Annotated in this window: 16 protein-coding genes and 1 pseudogene; 8 read left to right on the top strand and 9 right to left on the bottom strand. The window is 68.8% G+C overall.

Annotated elements, in window-relative coordinates:
* The first annotated feature begins 477 nt into the window (after window positions 1–477).
* From E0E05_RS02690 to E0E05_RS17870, 7 genes and pseudogenes are all read left to right on the top strand, one after another.
* Window positions 478–1,611, top strand: coding sequence for a type III PLP-dependent enzyme (locus E0E05_RS02690; RefSeq protein WP_131615313.1), 1,134 nt, complete (start codon window positions 478–480; stop codon window positions 1,609–1,611).
* A 145-nt stretch (window positions 1,612–1,756) separates the two neighbouring features.
* Window positions 1,757–3,229 carry a glucose-6-phosphate dehydrogenase gene (gene zwf / locus E0E05_RS02685; protein ID WP_131615312.1) on the top strand — a complete coding sequence of 491 codons (1,473 nt, stop codon included), beginning with the start codon at window positions 1,757–1,759 and terminating at the stop codon, window positions 3,227–3,229.
* A 4-nt stretch (window positions 3,230–3,233) separates the two neighbouring features.
* Window positions 3,234–3,935 (top strand): 6-phosphogluconolactonase, encoded by a 702-nt coding sequence (pgl, locus tag E0E05_RS02680; protein WP_131615311.1) that lies wholly within the window; start codon window positions 3,234–3,236, stop codon window positions 3,933–3,935.
* Window positions 3,936–3,976: 41 nt separating this feature from the next.
* Window positions 3,977–5,800, top strand: a pseudogene (edd, locus tag E0E05_RS02675) (phosphogluconate dehydratase); the annotation flags it as partial.
* Between the two features lie 139 nt (window positions 5,801–5,939).
* A complete protein-coding gene (locus tag E0E05_RS02670; protein WP_131615309.1) occupies window positions 5,940–6,239 on the top strand; it encodes an AbrB/MazE/SpoVT family DNA-binding domain-containing protein in 300 nt (99 codons plus the stop codon).
* Window positions 6,236–6,394 carry a PIN domain-containing protein gene (locus E0E05_RS17875; protein WP_428977590.1) on the top strand — a complete coding sequence of 53 codons (159 nt, stop codon included), beginning with the start codon at window positions 6,236–6,238 and terminating at the stop codon, window positions 6,392–6,394. Before E0E05_RS02670 ends, E0E05_RS17875 begins: the two co-directional genes overlap by 4 nt.
* Window positions 6,395–6,489: 95 nt before the next feature.
* On the top strand, window positions 6,490–6,642 hold the full coding sequence (locus E0E05_RS17870) for a PIN domain-containing protein (RefSeq protein WP_428977589.1): 153 nt from the start codon (window positions 6,490–6,492) through the stop codon (window positions 6,640–6,642).
* Between the two features lie 89 nt (window positions 6,643–6,731).
* Here the strand turns inward: E0E05_RS17870 and E0E05_RS02660 are convergent, their stop codons facing one another.
* Window positions 6,732–7,160, bottom strand: coding sequence for a DUF4399 domain-containing protein (locus tag E0E05_RS02660; RefSeq protein ID WP_131615307.1), 429 nt, complete (start codon window positions 7,158–7,160; stop codon window positions 6,732–6,734).
* A gap of 137 nt (window positions 7,161–7,297) precedes the next feature.
* Window positions 7,298–7,711: a MerR family transcriptional regulator gene (locus E0E05_RS02655; protein ID WP_131615306.1), complete on the bottom strand. Its 414-nt coding sequence runs from the start codon at window positions 7,709–7,711 to the stop codon at window positions 7,298–7,300.
* A 72-nt stretch (window positions 7,712–7,783) separates the two neighbouring features.
* Here E0E05_RS02655 and E0E05_RS02650 point away from each other — a divergent pair, with 72 nt between their 5' ends.
* Entirely contained in the window at window positions 7,784–8,419 is a 636-nt protein-coding gene (locus tag E0E05_RS02650) for a cation efflux transmembrane domain-containing protein (protein ID WP_131615305.1), read from the top strand.
* A 25-nt stretch (window positions 8,420–8,444) separates the two neighbouring features.
* On the opposite strand, the gene E0E05_RS02645 is transcribed toward E0E05_RS02650, so the two are convergent.
* From E0E05_RS02645 to E0E05_RS02615, 7 genes are all read right to left on the bottom strand, one after another.
* Window positions 8,445–8,933 (bottom strand): copper chaperone PCu(A)C, encoded by a 489-nt coding sequence (locus E0E05_RS02645; protein ID WP_131615304.1) that lies wholly within the window; start codon window positions 8,931–8,933, stop codon window positions 8,445–8,447.
* Window positions 8,934–9,011: 78 nt separating this feature from the next.
* The gene (locus tag E0E05_RS02640) at window positions 9,012–9,401 is read right to left on the bottom strand and encodes a hypothetical protein (protein WP_131615303.1); all 390 of its coding nucleotides are present in this window, start codon (window positions 9,399–9,401) and stop codon (window positions 9,012–9,014) included.
* A gap of 74 nt (window positions 9,402–9,475) precedes the next feature.
* Window positions 9,476–10,396 (bottom strand): 30S ribosomal protein S6--L-glutamate ligase, encoded by a 921-nt coding sequence (gene rimK / locus E0E05_RS02635; RefSeq protein ID WP_131615302.1) that lies wholly within the window; start codon window positions 10,394–10,396, stop codon window positions 9,476–9,478.
* Window positions 10,393–10,899 carry an ATP-dependent zinc protease family protein gene (locus tag E0E05_RS02630; RefSeq protein WP_131615301.1) on the bottom strand — a complete coding sequence of 169 codons (507 nt, stop codon included), beginning with the start codon at window positions 10,897–10,899 and terminating at the stop codon, window positions 10,393–10,395. Before E0E05_RS02630 ends, rimK begins: the two co-directional genes overlap by 4 nt.
* A 5-nt stretch (window positions 10,900–10,904) precedes the next feature.
* Window positions 10,905–11,864, bottom strand: coding sequence for a GlxA family transcriptional regulator (locus tag E0E05_RS02625; RefSeq protein WP_131615300.1), 960 nt, complete (start codon window positions 11,862–11,864; stop codon window positions 10,905–10,907).
* A 139-nt stretch (window positions 11,865–12,003) separates the two neighbouring features.
* Entirely contained in the window at window positions 12,004–12,903 is a 900-nt protein-coding gene (gene folD, locus E0E05_RS02620; protein ID WP_131615299.1) for a bifunctional methylenetetrahydrofolate dehydrogenase/methenyltetrahydrofolate cyclohydrolase FolD, read from the bottom strand.
* A 105-nt stretch (window positions 12,904–13,008) separates the two neighbouring features.
* Window positions 13,009–15,393 carry a Wzz/FepE/Etk N-terminal domain-containing protein gene (locus E0E05_RS02615; RefSeq protein ID WP_158629256.1) on the bottom strand — a complete coding sequence of 795 codons (2,385 nt, stop codon included), beginning with the start codon at window positions 15,391–15,393 and terminating at the stop codon, window positions 13,009–13,011.
* Window positions 15,394–15,529: the final 136 nt, after the last annotated feature.

Below are 15,529 nucleotides of genomic sequence, written 5' to 3'. Positions count from 1 at the left end.
GGAGCATTTGTCGCATCAGCCCAAGGTCGCACGTGCCCCATGGGCGCCCACGCAGGGCTCGTCGATCCGCCTCGCAACCGCGAAGGCGGGTGGGTCGCCCCCGAAAGCTGGTTTCCGGCGAGGGGGAGGGACAGGAGGCGATGTCAGGCGAAGGTACAAGCAAGCCCGGCGATGACCGGGATTGCGGCGGGAAGGTCGTATGTCCCGCCGGGCGCCTTGAAGCAACGACGGTGAGGGCCTTTTGCTGGACCTGCGTCTCCACCGCGCAGGATCGAAGAGGCAACACACAGTCTTGCCAAGTGAAGCGGCCGGTTCGCTCCGGATGACGCATTGGCAATTCGACGCAAGGGACGGTCCCCGCTCGCGGGGCTCGTCCCGATGTCGCCGGTATCGGATTCCGCGCGGGGTTCACCCGCAGGATCACGATCGCCGGCGGCACGAGCCCGTAACGCCAATCGTGGGTCCGGAGGACCGACCATGACCACCCAACGCATCCGCTCCTTCCTCGCCGAGCGCCGGCCGGAGGGACCCTGCCTCGTCATCGACCTCGATGTCGTGCGCGACAACTACCGGACCTTCCGCAAGGCGATGCCGGACACGGCGATCTTCTACGCGGTAAAGGCCAACCCGGCGCCGGAAGTGCTCGAACTGCTCGCATCGATGGGCTCGAGCTTCGACTGCGCCTCGGTGCCGGAGATCGAGATGGCGCTGGCAGCCGGTGCCCCGCCGGCCCGCATCTCCTATGGCAACACGATCAAGAAGGAACGCGACATCGCGCGCGCCTTCGCGCTCGGCGTACGCCTGTTTGCCGTCGACGCATATGAGGAAGTCGAAAAGCTCGGCCGTGCCGCACCGGGCGCGCGCGTGTTCTGCCGCATCCTGTGCGACGGCGCCGGCGCCGACTGGCCGCTGTCGCGCAAGTTCGGCTGCGAGCCCGCGATGGCCGTGTCGGTGCTCGAATATGCGCGCCATCACGGCCTGACACCGTACGGCATCTCGTTCCATGTCGGCTCGCAGCAGACCGATCCCGACGCCTGGGACAGCGCGCTCGCTTCGGCCGCCGCGATCTTCGGCGAGATGGCCGGGCGCGGCGTCGAACTCGGGATGGTCAATCTGGGCGGCGGCTTTCCGGCCCGGTACCTGAACGACGTGCCGGCGGCGCGGGAGTACGGCCAGGCGATTTCGGGCGCCCTGCGCCGGCATTTCGGCAACCGCATTCCCGAGACCATCATGGAGCCCGGCCGGGGCCTGGTCGGCGCGGCGGGCACGATCAAGGCAGAGATCGTGCTGGTCTCGCGCAAATCCGACACCGATCAGGCGCGCTGGGTCTATCTGGACATCGGCAAGTTCGGCGGGCTCGCCGAAACCATGGAGGAGGCGATCCGTTACCCGCTGCTGACGGAAAAGGACGCCGACCCGCACGCGCCGTGCATTGTCGCCGGGCCGACCTGCGACAGCGCGGATGTGCTCTACGAGCGCACGCCCTATGCGCTGCCGATCACGCTGACCGCCGGCGACGAGATCCTGATCGACGGCACGGGCGCCTACACGACGACCTATTCGACTGTCGCGTTCAACGGTTTTTCGCCGCTTGCGACCTACGTGATCTGAGGCGCGGACGCGCCCGACGGAGGGCGTTCCGACCAGACGGCAGACGAAAGGCGGGCTCCGGCCCGCCTTTTTTCGTGACGGGGTCTGGTCGGACTAAATCGATTAGATTATGCTCGGGCCGAAATCCCGCACCCCGGACGGAACCATGTCCAGCCAGATCATTCCCGTCGATCCGTTCGACTGCATCATCTTCGGCGGCACCGGCGACCTTGCAGAGCGCAAGCTGCTGCCGGCGCTCTACCATCGTCAGAAGGACGGCCAGATGACCGAGCCGACGCGCATCATCGGCGCCTCACGGTCGGACCTTTCGACGAACGAATACCGCGCCTTCGCGCACGAGGCGCTGAAGACGCACGTCAAGGACGATCTCGACAGTGACGAGGTGGAGAAGTTCCTCGGCAAGCTCGACTATGTGTCGGTCGACGTCAAATCCGAGCGCGGCTGGGATTCGCTCGGCGCGGTTCTGGGCGCCGATACCGGCAAGAAGCGCGCCTGCTATCTGGCCGTCGGCCCGTCGCTGTTCGGCGACATCGCCACGCGGCTGCGCGATCACGGCCTGATCACGCCGGAGACGCGGATCATCGTCGAAAAGCCGATCGGCCGCGATCTGAAGTCGGCGCGCGAACTCAACGACACGCTCGGCAGCGTGTTCGACGAGTACCAGACGTTCCGGATCGACCATTATCTGGGCAAGGAGACGGTGCAGAACCTGATGGCGCTGCGCTTTGCCAACACGCTCTACGAGCCGCTGTGGAACTCGGCCCATATCGACCATGTGCAGATCACTGTCGCCGAGGGCGTCGGCGTCGAGGGCCGGGCGGACTATTACGACAAGGCCGGCGCGCTGCGCGACATGGTGCAGAACCATCTGCTGCAGCTTCTGTGCCTGGTCGCGATGGAGCCGCCCTCCTCGATGGACGCCAACGCCGTGCGCGACGAGAAGCTGAAGGTGCTGCGCGGGCTCGAACCGATCGACGAGGCCAATGTCGAAAAGCTCACCGTGCGCGGCCAGTACGGGCCCGGCGCCTCGGCCGGCGGGCCGGTGCCCGGCTATCTCGACGAGATCGAGGGCGGGGCTTCCAACACCGAGACCTTCGTCGCGGTGAAGGCGGAAATCGGCAACTGGCGCTGGGCCGGCGTGCCGTTCTACCTGCGCACCGGCAAGCGCATGACCACGCGCGTCTCCGAGATCGTCATCGCCTTCAAGCCGGTGCCACACTCGATCTTCGGCGACGGCGCCGGGCGGCTGCTGGCCAACAATCTGGTCATCCGCCTGCAGCCCGACGAGGGCGTCAAGCAGTGGATCATGATCAAGGACCCCGGCCCCGGCGGCATGCGCCTCAGGCACGTGCCGCTCGACATGAGCTTCGCGTCGGCCTTCAACGTGCGCAATCCGGACGCCTATGAACGGCTGATCATGGACGTGATCCGCGGCAATCAGACGCTGTTCATGCGGCGCGACGAGGTGGAGGCCGCCTGGCGCTGGATCGACCCGATCCTGTCGGCCTGGGAGGACACCGGCCAGCAGTGCCAGCGCTACACCGCCGGCACCTGGGGCCCGTCCGCCTCGATCGCGCTGATCGAGCGCGACGGGCGCACCTGGCACGAGAGCGTGTGAGGCGATGGCCGACATCCACCGCCACGACTATGCCGATCGCGAGAGACTGGCCGAGGCGCTGGCCGCCGGCGTCGCCGCCAAGCTGGCCGGCGGGCTCGCCACGCGCGGCCACGCGTCGCTTGCCGTCTCGGGCGGCTCGACGCCCCGGCGCTTCTTCGAGGCGCTCTCGCGGGCCGATCTGGACTGGGGCTCGGTCATGGTGCTGCTGGTCGACGAACGGCTGGTGCCGCCGGACCATGAGCGCGCCAATGCGGGCCTGGTGCGCCGGCACCTTCTGCAGAACCGCGCCGCCGACGCCCGCTTCGTGCCCTATGTGGTGGACGCGCACACGCCGGCCGAGTGCGCCCGCCTGTCCGAGGAAGCGTTCGCCCAGGACGGCCACCGGCTGGATGCCTGCGTGCTCGGCATGGGCACGGACGGGCACACCGCCTCGTTCTTTCCCGGCGGCGATCTTCTGACCGAGGCGCTCGACACCCGGTCGCACCGCAAGGTCCTGCCGATCTACGCGCAAGGGGCCGGCGAGCCGCGCCTGACCCTGACGCTCGGGCCGATCCTCGATGCACGCTTCGTCGCGCTCCATATCGAGGGTGACGAAAAGCGCGGCGTGCTCGAAACCGCGCTGGCGGGGACCGAAACGGCCGAAATGCCCGTGCGCGCCGTGCTGCACCAGAGCGCCGCACCCGTCCATGTCTTCTGGGCGCCATAAGCGCCCGATAGGCTGCCGCAAACGCTCGCTGGAGACCCGATATGACCGCCCAGGACGTCAACGCCACCATCGCCGCCGTGACCGATCGCATTCGCGAGCGCTCGCGCGCCGGGCGCGAGATCTATCTCGAACGGCTTTCGGAACGCGCCAGCCAGGGACCCAAGCGCACGAAACTGTCCTGCGGCAACCTCGCGCACGGGTTCGCCGCCTGCGGGACCACCGACAAGGCGAACCTGAAGGGGGACGTGGTCGCCAATCTGGGCATCATCACCGCCTACAACGACATGCTGTCGGCGCATCAGCCCTTCGAGACCTTTCCGCAGGTGATCAAGCAGGCCGCGCGCGAGGCCGGCGCGGTGGCCCAGGTCGCCGGCGGCGTTCCGGCCATGTGCGACGGCGTCACGCAAGGGCAGGCCGGCATGGAACTGTCGCTGTTCTCGCGCGACGTGATCGCGCTGGCCGCCGGCGTCGGCCTGTCGCACGACATGTTCGACGCGGCGGTCTATCTGGGCGTATGCGACAAGATCGTCCCGGGCCTCGTCATCGCCGCGCTCACCTTCGGCCATCTGCCGGCGGTGTTCATCCCGGCCGGGCCGATGACCTCGGGCCTGCCGAACGACGAGAAGGCGCGCATCCGCCAGCTCTATGCGGAAGGCAAGGTCGGCCGCGACGAACTGCTCGAAGCCGAAAGCGCCTCCTATCACGGGCCGGGCACCTGCACCTTCTACGGCACGGCGAACTCCAACCAGATGCTCATGGAGATCATGGGCCTGCACATTCCCGGCGCCAGCTTCGTCAACCCCAACACGCCGCTGCGCGAGGCGCTGACCCGCGAGGCGACCAAACGGGCGCTGGCGATCACCGCGCTCGGCAACGAATATACGCCCGTCGGCGAGATGATCGACGAGAGGTCCGTCGTCAACGGCGTCGTCGGCCTGCACGCGACCGGCGGGTCGACCAACCACACCATCCACCTGATCGCGATGGCCGCCGCGGCCGGCATCACGCTGACATGGCAGGACATTTCGGACCTGTCCGACGTCACGCCGCTGCTGGCGCGGGTCTATCCGAACGGGCTTGCCGACGTGAACCATTTCCACGCCGCAGGCGGGCTGGGCTTCATGATCCGCGAACTGGCCGATGCGGGCCTTCTGCACCGCGACGTGCGCACCGTCTGGGGGCACGGGCTCGATCCCTACATGATCGAACCGGGGCTCGGCGCCGAGGACGGAACCGTCACGCGCCGGCCCGCGCCGAAGGTCTCGGGCGACGAGAAGGTGCTGGCCCCGTTCGCCAAGGCGTTCCAGCCGACCGGCGGGCTGCAGATGCTGACCGGCAATCTGGGCCACGCCGTCATCAAGGTCTCGGCGGTCAAGCCCGAGCGCCACGTCATCGAGGCGCCGGCGAAGATCTTCCACGATCAGAGCGAATTGCAGGCCGCCTTCAAGGCCGGGGAACTCGACGGCGACATGGTCGCGGTGATCCGCTTTCAGGGGCCCAAGGCGAACGGCATGCCCGAACTGCACAAGCTCACGCCGGTGCTCGGCATTCTGCAGGATCGCGGGCACATGGTGGCGCTGGTCACCGACGGGCGCATGTCGGGCGCCTCGGGCAAGGTGCCGGCTGCGATCCATGTGACGCCAGAGGCCGTCGATGGCGGGCCGATCGCCCGGGTCCGCGAGGGCGACATGGTGCGCGTCGACGCGGCGACGGGCCGGCTCGACGTCCTGGTCGATCAGGCCGAGTTCGAGGCGCGCGCGCCGGCGCAAGCCGATCTTTCGGGCAACACGCATGGCGTGGGGCGTGAACTGTTCGAGACGTTCCGCCGGGTGGCGAGCCGCGCCGACCAGGGCGCCAGCGTGTTCATGCCCGCGCCCGCCGCGACCGGACCGGCGCCCCAGGACCGCGCGGTCGACGTCAAGCTCGCCGACGACGCGTTTCGGTAAGCGGCGTCGCCTTGCGAAGACAGGCCGGGTGCCTTACTTTTTCGCAAGGAGTAAGGTAATGGCGAAACTGACGGTCACGGCCAAGGGCCAGATCACGCTCAAGAAGGAAGTGCTGAAGCATCTGGGCGTCAAGCCCGGCGACAAGGTCGATGTGTCGCTTGAGGAAGACGGCGTGGCGCTCGTCTCGGCCACGAACGAGCACGCCGAAATCGAATCGTTCATGCCCGACACGACGGAAGGCACGCCCAAGCGGGGTATCAGCAAGTTCGCCGGCTCGCTGAAGAGCGACGACGGCATCAAGCTGACGATCGAAGAGATCAAGGAAGCGACCGAACGTGCCTGGGCCGGCGAGCGTTGAGACCGACGCTCGATACCAACGTCCTCTTGAGGGTCGCTTTGCAGGACGATGTCGATCAGGCGCGCGCGGCGCTGGAGACGATCATGCGTGCCGACGAACTGTTCGTCCCGCTCCCGGTTCTGTGCGAGTTCGTCTGGGTTGCCCGCAGTGCATAACGCAAGACACGTGTCCAGATTGCCGCATCGATCCGGCTATTGTCGACGATCATGCGCTCATCGTCGACCGCGCCGCTGTCAATGCCGGCCTTGCCGTGCTCGATGCCGGCGGCGACTTCGCCGATGGCGCGATCGCGGCCCGGGGCAAGGCAATGTGCGGCACCGTCTTCGCCAGCTTCGACCGAGAGGCCGTCCGGCTCCTGACGCAAAGCGGTCACGAAACCCTGTTGCTCGACGCCGCTGCGTGAACTGCGAGGCGATTTGAGGTGCCTCCGGGTTCCGGCTGGTCGCCGGAACAGCCCGCGCAATGGCGCTCGCGGTTCTGCCGCGCGCCGGCTTACTCCACCGTGATCGTGATCACGTCCGAGACGACCGGCGGGTCGTGCGGGATGTGGTTGTGATCGCCGCCGACGAGTTGCAGCGTGTGCTCTCCCGGTTCCAGATCGAGCGTGGTCTGGGTCTGTCCGCCGCCGAAGTGCCGATGATTGTCATCGGACGGAATGTTCATCGCCGCGTCGTCCTCGCCGAACGGGGCGCGATTGACGAACAGATGATGGTGGAGCGTGCCTTCCATCTCGACGCCGGCCGGAGCAACGCCCGCGTTGCGCAACCCGAACAGGACGGTCACCGGGGCCTGCACCGTCGCGCCGTCCTCGGGCGCGATGAAATAGACCTCGGCGTTTTCGGGCGCCGGCGTCTGCTGGGCGAAGGCCGGCGCAAGGCACGCGGCGGCAAGCGGAATGGCGAGACTGAGCTGTTTGATCATGGTTTTCTCCTCCCTTGAGACACCACAGATAGGGCCCGCCAGCGCGAGGCAAAGGCGGCAGTGCCGTCCCGCCATGGTACAGATGTCGCCTCGCCTGTGACAGAGGCGGTGCCGGGCCGCCGCACGAGACACTTGCGTCAATGCTCTCCCGCGCACAGGCCATGGTCGGCCAGCGCCTCGATGATCCGGCATTCGCCGACCGTGTCGGCGTCGCACACCGTCTCGATCCGGCCGAGCTCGGCCTCGAGCCGGGTCAGCTTGTCGATCCGGGCGCGGATCGCCGACCGGTGCGCGCGGGCGATCCGGTGCGCGTCGGCGCAGGGCGCGTCGGGCCGTGCGGACAGGTCCGCCAGTTCGCGAATGGCCTCGATCGAAAGGCCCAGATCGCGCGCGTGCCGGATGAAGCTCAGCCGCTCCAGGCCGGCCCGGTCATACCGGCGCTGGTTGCCCTCGGTGCGACCGGCGGCGGCGAGCAGTCCCATCTGCTCGTAATAGCGGATGGTCGGCACCTTCACGCCGGTGCGCCGGGACAGTTCACCGATCGAATACATGACAGGACCCTCTTGAAGCTCTAGTCGCTAGAGAGATTAGGTTGGCTGCAACCGCCAATCAAGGAGCGTTCCATGGCCGGCTGCTGCAACCACGATCCCGCACCGTTCGACGGCATGTCGGCCGACTACAAGCGGCGCCTTTGGGCCGTCATCGCGATCAACGCGACCATGTTCGCGGTCGAGATGGGCGCGGGCTACATGGCCGGGTCGCAGGCGCTGAAGGCCGACGCGCTCGACTTCTTCGGCGACGCCCTGACCTACGGCATCTCGCTGGCGGTGATCGGTTCGTCGCTGTCGGTGCGCGCCAACGCGGCGCTGTTCAAGGGCTTCAGCCTGCTCGTGATGGGCCTTTGGGTGTTCGGCTCGACGGTCCATCAGGTGTTCGTCGCCGGCGTGCCCTCGGCGCCGATCATGGGCGCGATCGGCTTCGTCGCGCTGGCCGCCAATTTGGCATCGGTGCTGCTGCTGGTCGCCTACAAGGATGGCGACGCCAATGTGCGCTCGGTGTGGCTGTGCTCGCGCAACGATGCGATCGGCAATGTGGCGGTCATGGTCGCCGCGCTCGGCGTCTGGGGCACGGCGACCGGCTGGCCCGACCTGATCGTCGCCGGGCTGATGGCGGCGCTGTTTCTGTCCTCGGCGTTCCAGATCGTCCGCCAGGCGCTCGCCGAAAAGCGTCGAGAGACGCCGGCCGTGGCGGCTGAGTAGGCGCCGCCACGGCCGGTCCGGTCGGTCAGTCGGCGTCATCCATGCCGCCGTCCATGTGCTCACGGATCGTGGCAAGGCTTTCGACGCTGAAGACGACGTCGACATCGCCGGCCCTTTCGAAGGTCAGCGTCGCCGGCAGTTCGGCGCCCTCCTCGAGCTGTTCGCCGAGCTGCATGAACATCACGTGCAGGCCGCCCGGCTTCAGCACGATCTCGCCGCCGGCGGGGATTTCGATGCCGCCTTCGATCTCGCGCATCTTCATGACGTCGCCGTCCATGGCCATTTCGTGGATCTCCACCTTGCCGGCGAAACCGGCGCTGCCGCCGACCAGCCGGTCGGCCTGATCGCCCGTGTTGCGGATCGTCATATAGCCGCCGGAGACGGGGGCCCCGGCCGGCGTCGCGCGCGCGATCGGATGGTCGATGACCAGATCGCCGGCCGTGTGTTCTTCATGCGCGAAGGCAGCGCCGATCGTCATCAGGGCGGCGGCGAGGGTCAGTATGGTTCTCTTCATGGTCGTTCTCTCATGGATGAGGTGCCGGCCACCGCTCGGTGGCGCCGGCCTTCAAAGGGATCGTGGGTCGGAGGCGCGTCAGGCGGCGGGCGGCGGGCCGCGCGAGGGCGCCGTCTGAAGATGGGTGGCCGCCACCGGCGGGCCCGCCTGCGCAAACGCGCCGACTGCGCCCGCGACGCAACGATGCCGGACCGGAAGGCAGGCGCCCGGACCCGGCGGAGCAGCGCTTCCGGCAATCAGGCAGAACTCGCAGACATCGGCGGTGACGCCCTCGTGGCCGGGCAGGCACAGCACCGGAAGCGAGCCGTCCGGCAGCACGTATCGGGCGATCTGCAGCGCCGTCATGCCCGATGGCGTCGCGGCGGCGGGCCGGTGGGCGAAGGCGGCAAGCACCAGCGCCATGACGAGCGCCAGCCGCGCCGCGATGGCGCGTGTGCCGGGGCGTGCGATGCGATGGCGGGCGTTCATGAAGGCTGTCTGGCGCGAAAGCGCGGCGCGCGCAAGCGGCCGCTCCGCGCTGCGGCAGCGGACCGCAGGCGCGATCAGCCCTGCCCGCGCGTCTTGGACTTGACGCGCTTGGCCCTGGCGCGCTCGGCATTGGCTTCCAGAAGGTCGATGATGCGCCCGGCGACGTCCTTGCCGGTCGCCTTTTCGACGCCCTCGAGGCCGGGCGAGGAATTGACCTCCATGACGACCGGGCCGTGGTTCGAGCGCAGCATGTCGACGCCGCACACGTTCAGGCCCATCGTCTTGGCCGCCTGCACGGCGGTGGCGCGCTCGACCGGGGTGATGCGCACGGTCTCGGCGGCGCCGCCCCGGTGCAGGTTGGAGCGGAACTCGCCGGCCTTGCCCGAGCGTTTCATGGTCGCGACGACCTTGCCGCCGACGACGAGCGCGCGAATGTCGGTGCCGCCGGCCTCGCGGATGAACTCCTGCGCCATGATGTGCACCTTGGCGCCGCGAAACGCCTCGATCACCGACTTGGCCGACTGCATCGTCTCGGCCAGCACGACGCCGATGCCCTGCGTGCCCTCCAGAAGCTTGATCACCACCGGCGGGCCGCCGGTCATGCGGATGATGTCCTCGGCGCGCTTGGGATCATAGGCGAAGGCGGTGACTGGCAGGCCGACCCCGTCGCGGGCGAGAAGCTGCATCGAGCGCAGCTTGTCGCGCGAGCGGCCGATGGCGACCGATTCGTTGAGCGGATAGACGCCCATCATCTCAAACTGGCGCAGCACCGCCATGCCGTAGAAGGTGATCGAGGCGCCGATGCGCGGGATGATCGCGTCGTAGCCGGTCATCTTCTCGCCATTGTAATAGACCGAAGGCCGCCGCGACGTGATGTTCATGTAGCAGTGCAGCGTGTTGACGATGTCGAACGTGTGCCCGCGCGACTCGGCGACCTCCTTCAGACGCCTGTGCGAATAAAGGTCGGCGTTGCGGGCGAGCATGACGATCTTCATGGGGACTCACTGGCCTGCGGTTCGAGGCGGGGCGATCCGGCCATCCACGAGCGGGTCGGATCGACGATCAGCTTGCCGATCCGCATCGCGCTGCGCCCGACCAGCATGTTGTAGACCATATCGGTCCTGTCGGTCAGCGTCACCTCGGCGCGGAACATTTCCGCGCCGATGACGAACGGCGTGGCGATGACGCAGCGGCGCTCGACCTGACCGCTGCTCGAACGCACCTCGCGCGAATCGCGCAGGCGCGCCTCGGCCGGCTTAGCCAGCGGCCTGCCGTCCGGCCCGGGCGGGTGGAAACGCACCCAGCGCCGGCCGTTGCGCTCGAAATAGGCGAGATCCTCGACATGAAGGGCCGACGTCAGAGCGCCGGTATCGATCTTTGCGCGGATCAAGTCGACGCCCAGTTCCGGCAGGGCGACGCGCTCGCGCCAGCCGATGATCTGGAACCCGTGGGCGACAAGTGCATGGCGCTCAACGCGCCGGCTCGTGTTTGGTTTCATATCCTTCAGAAGCTCTTGCGCCGCTCGTCGCTCGGCGCGCGGCCGAACTGCATGCGGTAACTCTGCGCGAAATAGGAGTGCGATGTGAAGCCGGTCGACAGCGCGACCTCCAGAATGGGGATGTTGGTCTGCCGCAGGAGCTGGCGTGCCCGCTCCAGCCGCAAGGTCATGTAGTAGCGACCGGGCGTCGAGTTCAAATGCTTCAGGAACAGCCGCTCGACCTGACGCACCGACAGCTCCACCGAACGGGCCAGAGCGCCGGCCGACAGCGGTTCCTCCAGATTGTCGGCCATCAGCTCGGTCAGCCGCTTGAGCTTTTCGGACTTGCCGGTCAGGTCCGGTTCGCGGCCGACCCGCTGGCGGTCCTCGTGGCTGCGGATGCGCTCATACTGGAAATTGTTGGCCACCTTGTTGGTGATCTCGGCGCCGAAATCGGCGCGCACGATCTCCAGCATCAGGTCGATGCCCGTGGTGCCGCCGGCGGCCGTGTAGCGCTTGCGGTCGATCTCGTAGACGTTGGAGGTGCACTCGATGTGCGGGAACGCCTCGCGGAAGCCGGCCCGGTTCTCCCAGTGGATGGTGCAGCGGTGGCCCTCGAGCTGGCCGGCCTGGGCGAGGATGTGGCTGCCGACCGACAGGGCGCCGAGGCTGGCGCCGCGTCGCCCGAGCGTGCGCAGCACGTTGACGATCTTCTGCCGGCCCGGGAAGTCGAGCGTGAGCGAGGCGACGATGAAGGTCAGGTCGGCCGGCGGCAGGTCGTCGACCGAGTGGATCGGCTTGAGCGTCAGCCCGTTGGAGGCGCGCACCGGCTCGCCGTCATGGGAAACGGTCGACCAGCGATAATAGTCGGTGCCCGTGACCATGTTGGCCGTGCGCAGCACGTCGATCACCGCCGAGACGCAGAACATGGAGAACTCTTCGGCCAGGATGAAGGCGAAGTGCCTCGTCGGCGTGTCGGTGGTCATCACATCAGGTCTGTGCAGGGCGTGGATTGCGAGGCGTCGGACAACCGGCGACACTGGCCGCAATCCATGGGCGGCGCAAGCCCTGAAAGCGCGCTTGCGGTACCCGGGGCGGCGGGGCCGACCACCGGGGGCGCGTGCGTCAGAAGCGCGGCGGCGTCCTGCCGGCGGCGCGATGGGCGGCGACGCACGCATTGGCCATCAGCATCGCGATGGTCATCGGGCCGACCCCGCCGGGCACCGGCGTGATGGCGGCGGCGACCTTTTCGGCCGCCTCGAAGTCGACATCACCGACAAGGCGTGTCTTGCCCTCGCCGCGCTCGGGCGCCGGAATGCGGTTCATGCCGACGTCGATCACCGTCGCGCCGGGCCTGATCCAGTCGCCCTTGACCATCTGCGGCCGGCCGACGGCGGCGACGACGATGTCGGCCGTCCGGCACAGGGCGGGCAGGTCGGCGGTGCGCGAATGAGCGACGGTGACCGTCGCGTTGGCGGCCAGCAGCAGGTTGAACATCGGCTTGCCGACGATGTTGGAGCGGCCGATCACCACCGCGTTGCGCCCGGACAGGTCGCGCTCCATGACGGTCTGCAGCAGCACCATGGAGCCGGCCGGCGTGCACGGCACGAAGGCGGTCTCGGTCTCGCCGGTCGACAGCTTGCCGACATTGATGAAGTGGAAACCGTCGACGTCCTTTTCCGGGGCGATCGCCTGGATCACCGCGCCGGCGTCGATCTGGGCGGGCAGCGGGAGCTGCACCAGAATGCCGTGGATCGCCGGATCGGTGTTCAGTTCCTCGATCAGGCCCAGAAGCGCCGCCTGGTCGGTGTCCTCGGGCAGCGTGTGCTCGACCGACAGGAAGCCGCAGGCGCGCGCCGTGCGCCCCTTGTTGGCGACATAGACCTTGGAGGCCGGATCCTCGCCGACGATGACGACCGCGAGACCCGGTTGCACGCCGGTTGAGGCGCGCAGCGCGTCCGCGGCTTCGGTGACCTTCTCCGTGACCTGGGCGGCGACCGCCTTGCCGTCGATGATGTGCGCCATGCCGGCTCCCCCGATTTCTGCCGTGATCGATCGTGAGGGCCTTAAAGCAGAAACGGCGCCGCGCGCGACACCGTTTTTGCGTCCCGGTCTGGCGTTTTTGGGCCGTCAGGCGAAGCGGCGCACATTGCCGCGGCGGGCGGCAAGCTCCTCGACCACCTCGCGGATATCGTCGATCGACCGGCGCAGCTCGTCCATCTCGTCGGATGCCGGCGCGGGCGCATGGGGCTGGGCGCCGGGGGGCGGATAGGACGCGGTGGGCGCCGGCCAGTGCGGGGCGGCCATCGGCGCGGGCTGCTGCGGCCAGGGGGCCTGCTGGTAGCCCGGCGCGGCCTGCGGGACATGGCCCGGTGCCCCGTAGGGGCCGTGCATCGCGGCGGGCTCTGGCTGCGGCTGCTGCCAGCCGCCCGGATGGCCGGCCTGCGGCGGCATCGGCATCTGCGGCGGGTAGGCCGGCTGGGGATGGGCGCCGTGGCCGGCGGGCGCCTGCGGATATCCCCCTTGCGGATAGGGCGACGGCTGCGGCTGGCCGGGCCAGCTGGCGGGTTGACCGAACGGCTGGGAAGCTGGCGGCCAGCCGTTGCCGGGCTGGTGCTGCGGTGCGTGAGGCTGTCCGTACCCCGTCGGCTGGGCGGACGGCTGCGGCTGATACGGGGCGGGCGCGTAGGGATAGCCGGGATGCATGGTGGTTGTGTCCTGACTGGCTTTGCGTGTCGGGGATGAACCGCCGGGTCGGGGTCCGGCGGGCGGTTCGGATGCGGCGGCGCGGGCGCCGTTGAAGGCTTCGAGACTGACCGCGTTCTTCAGGCCGGCCAGCGTGGCGATGCCCAGGCCAACAAGGAAGCCGGCGATCGTGAAGGCGATCGCGATCGTCTTGCGCGACATGGACGAGGCGGTCAGCGGCGGTTCGGCCGGCGACAGGATCGCTGCGTTGACCGTGCCGAGCGCGCCGATCTCGCCGGTCTCGCGGGCGCGCAGGAGCGCGCTGCTGTAGATCGCGCGGGCGGCCTCGGCCTCGGCCTGCAGGTCGCGCAGGGTGACCATCGCCTCGCTCTGATCGCTCTTGGCCGCCTTGGCGCGGGCGACCTGGGCGGCCAGTTCCTGTTCGGTCTGCACGGCGCGGCGCAGTTCGGACTGCGCGCCCTGGACGATGCGGCCGAGTTCGGCGGCGATGTCCTGGCGGGCCGCCTCGGTCGCCGCCTGCGCGGCGGTCAGGCGCGGATGGCGCGGACCAAGCTGGTCCTCGAGTTGCGCGGCGGTCTGGCGCAACGCCGAATGCTGGGCCCGGAAGGTGGTCAGCGACGGTGTCGTCAGGTCGATCGGCACCGAGCCGGCGATCGCGTCGTCGATGGTGATCCCGCTTGCCTCCTCGGCCTTGGAGCGGGCGCGGATCGTCGCCGCGCGGGCCTCGGCGAGCTGGTTGCTGGCGGCGGCGAGATCGTCCTCGCTGAGCAATCGGCCCTGGGCGCTGACCAGCCCGTTCTCGACGCGGAACTCCTCGATGCTGCGCTCGGCCTGCTCGACCCTGGCCTGCAACTCGTCGAGCCGGCCGGTCAGCGCCGTGTTGGCCTCGCGCGCCTTGTCCGAGCTGATCGAACCCTGTTCCTCGACGAAGGCGCGGGTGACCTCGTTGGCCAGCATGGCGGCCTTGCGCGGCGCGTTGGCCTCGACGCCGATGGTGACGACGAAGGTGCGCGTGGTGCGGTCGATCTCGATGGCGTCGCGCAGGTTCTCGAGCGTGGTGCGGGCCGACGTCTCGACGGGGGTCTCGTCTCCGAACAGCGACATGATCACGCCGAGCCCGTCGCGCAGGCCGATCCCGCCCTCGGAGGCGCCGTTGAATTCGGGGTCCTGGTCGAGATTGGTGGCCTCGATCACGCGTTCGAGGACTGGACGCGACCGCACCAGCGAAAGTCGGCTGTCGACGATGGCGAGCGCGGCCTCGTTGGCCAGGAACTCGCGCTCCAGATCGCGTCCGACGAGCTGAACCTCGCGCGGGTCGATCAGCACCTCCGAATAGGCCGTGTAGCGGTGCGGGATCGACAGGGCGACCAGAACGCCGATGATCCCGCCGAGCACGGTGCAAAGCGCGATCGCGAACCGCCAGCGCCAGATCGTCGACAGCATCACGATCGGATCGACGAGCGGCGCGCCCGGTTCCGGTGCATCCCGGCGTTGGGCCGGGTCCGCGCGCGGTGCCGGCGGCGAAACGGGCGGGCTCGGCCGTGCATGGTTTTCGCCGTCCGTCGAAGGCTGTGCGTCGCGCGCCGGCCGTTCCTCTGCCGGCGGGTCCGGCCGCGTGTCAGCGGTGTCCTCGTCGGACCGGCCGAGCGCGGCGAGCAGCGGGTTCGGGCGACGTGCGGCGCGGCGCGCGCGGGCCGACCGGTGGCCGTCGCGCCCGTCTTGGCCGGTATCGTCGGACCCGGCCCCTTCCCGGGCGCTTGCGCGCATCAGGAGGGAGGACGAGGCGCCGGATGAGGCAGGATCGAACATCGGGACCGCACGCGTATCTTCCGGCCAGCCCATTCCGGCCGAAATCGTAAACGCACGCTAAACAGGCGTGGGAAACAAAAAGTTAACGCGGGGTCAGGAAGACCGAATTCCCAACCGAAGGGCCGCGCCGGACTCC

Origin of the sequence: Roseitalea porphyridii, assembly GCF_004331955.1 — a bacterium.
GTDB lineage: Bacteria > Pseudomonadota > Alphaproteobacteria > Rhizobiales > Rhizobiaceae > Roseitalea > Roseitalea porphyridii.
Note: the sequence above shows the minus strand (reverse complement) of the source record. Positions and strands in the feature narration are given on the sequence as shown.

Excerpts from the sequence above, each read along its gene's own strand:
- E0E05_RS02690 (WP_131615313.1), top strand. The coding sequence starts at position 478 with ATGACCACCCAACGCATCCGCTCCTTCCTCGCCGAGCGCCGGCCGGAG.
- zwf (WP_131615312.1), top strand. The coding sequence starts at position 1,757 with ATGTCCAGCCAGATCATTCCCGTCGATCCGTTCGACTGCATCATCTTC.
- pgl (WP_131615311.1), top strand. The coding sequence starts at position 3,234 with ATGGCCGACATCCACCGCCACGACTATGCCGATCGCGAGAGACTGGCC.
- E0E05_RS02670 (WP_131615309.1), top strand. The coding sequence starts at position 5,940 with ATGGCGAAACTGACGGTCACGGCCAAGGGCCAGATCACGCTCAAGAAG.
- E0E05_RS02660 (WP_131615307.1), bottom strand. The coding sequence starts at position 7,160 with ATGATCAAACAGCTCAGTCTCGCCATTCCGCTTGCCGCCGCGTGCCTT.
- E0E05_RS02655 (WP_131615306.1), bottom strand. The coding sequence starts at position 7,711 with ATGTATTCGATCGGTGAACTGTCCCGGCGCACCGGCGTGAAGGTGCCG.
- E0E05_RS02650 (WP_131615305.1), top strand. The coding sequence starts at position 7,784 with ATGGCCGGCTGCTGCAACCACGATCCCGCACCGTTCGACGGCATGTCG.
- E0E05_RS02645 (WP_131615304.1), bottom strand. The coding sequence starts at position 8,933 with ATGAAGAGAACCATACTGACCCTCGCCGCCGCCCTGATGACGATCGGC.
- E0E05_RS02640 (WP_131615303.1), bottom strand. The coding sequence starts at position 9,401 with ATGAACGCCCGCCATCGCATCGCACGCCCCGGCACACGCGCCATCGCG.
- rimK (WP_131615302.1), bottom strand. The coding sequence starts at position 10,396 with ATGAAGATCGTCATGCTCGCCCGCAACGCCGACCTTTATTCGCACAGG.
- E0E05_RS02630 (WP_131615301.1), bottom strand. The coding sequence starts at position 10,899 with ATGAAACCAAACACGAGCCGGCGCGTTGAGCGCCATGCACTTGTCGCC.
- E0E05_RS02625 (WP_131615300.1), bottom strand. The coding sequence starts at position 11,864 with ATGACCACCGACACGCCGACGAGGCACTTCGCCTTCATCCTGGCCGAA.
- folD (WP_131615299.1), bottom strand. The coding sequence starts at position 12,903 with ATGGCGCACATCATCGACGGCAAGGCGGTCGCCGCCCAGGTCACGGAG.
- E0E05_RS02615 (WP_158629256.1), bottom strand. The coding sequence starts at position 15,393 with ATGTTCGATCCTGCCTCATCCGGCGCCTCGTCCTCCCTCCTGATGCGC.